The organism is Dellaglioa sp. CoH-57-MRSF-16 (genome assembly GCF_056782055.1).
Map to the genome: position 1 here is coordinate 1 of NZ_JBXAXZ010000040.1, position 536 is coordinate 536.

Here is a 536-nt window from a genome sequence, read left to right on the forward strand (position 1 = left end):
GCCCCATACGGTCCATGAAGCTAGCGTGCTCCGGACACCCATCTTCGATCCAGCGGAGGATTTCACGGTGGAAGAGAATCAGATCGTCAGTCATTTTCGGCTCCTGAAATATAGAAAGCCCAGTATAGTTCTATACTGGGCTGCGGTCAACAATTATTTCGAAGTCGGGAGTACGCGTAGGGCACGCTCCAATCGGTCGATCAGGTCTCGGGCCGCGCCGTCCGTGAGATAGGTAACGGCCGTTGACTTTCCTTCCACTCCGAACTGGATTTCCAGATGCACGATCGGCGTATCACAATCGTAGCGTTCGGCGCTAACCTTAAACTGGTTATGCTTCCACATAGAATAACCACGACCGGCCTTGATTTCTCGGATTTCTCCGTCAACAAGTGGCTTCGTGCTCATTCCATCTCCTTTGAGACAAGCATGAACAGCAGATCATCCACGCGACGGACTGCCCCGATCTCGTCAGTCTGCAAGTCACCGGTCTTCACTTCCTCGATAACGGTGTCGAAGATGCGCCGAATTTCACCGGT

General features: G+C 52.8%; 1 protein-coding gene. It reads right to left on the bottom strand.

Annotated elements, in window-relative coordinates:
- Positions 1-153: 153 nt before the first annotated feature.
- Positions 154-405 carry a hypothetical protein gene (locus tag AC1RPH_RS07735; RefSeq protein ID WP_281116313.1) on the bottom strand — a complete coding sequence of 84 codons (252 nt, stop codon included), beginning with the start codon at positions 403-405 and terminating at the stop codon, positions 154-156.
- Positions 406-536: the final 131 nt, after the last annotated feature.

Bases quoted from the DNA above. Each gene is read 5' to 3' on its own strand.
- AC1RPH_RS07735 (WP_281116313.1), bottom strand. From the start codon at position 405: ATGAGCACGAAGCCACTTGTTGACGGAGAAATCCGAGAAATCAAGGCC.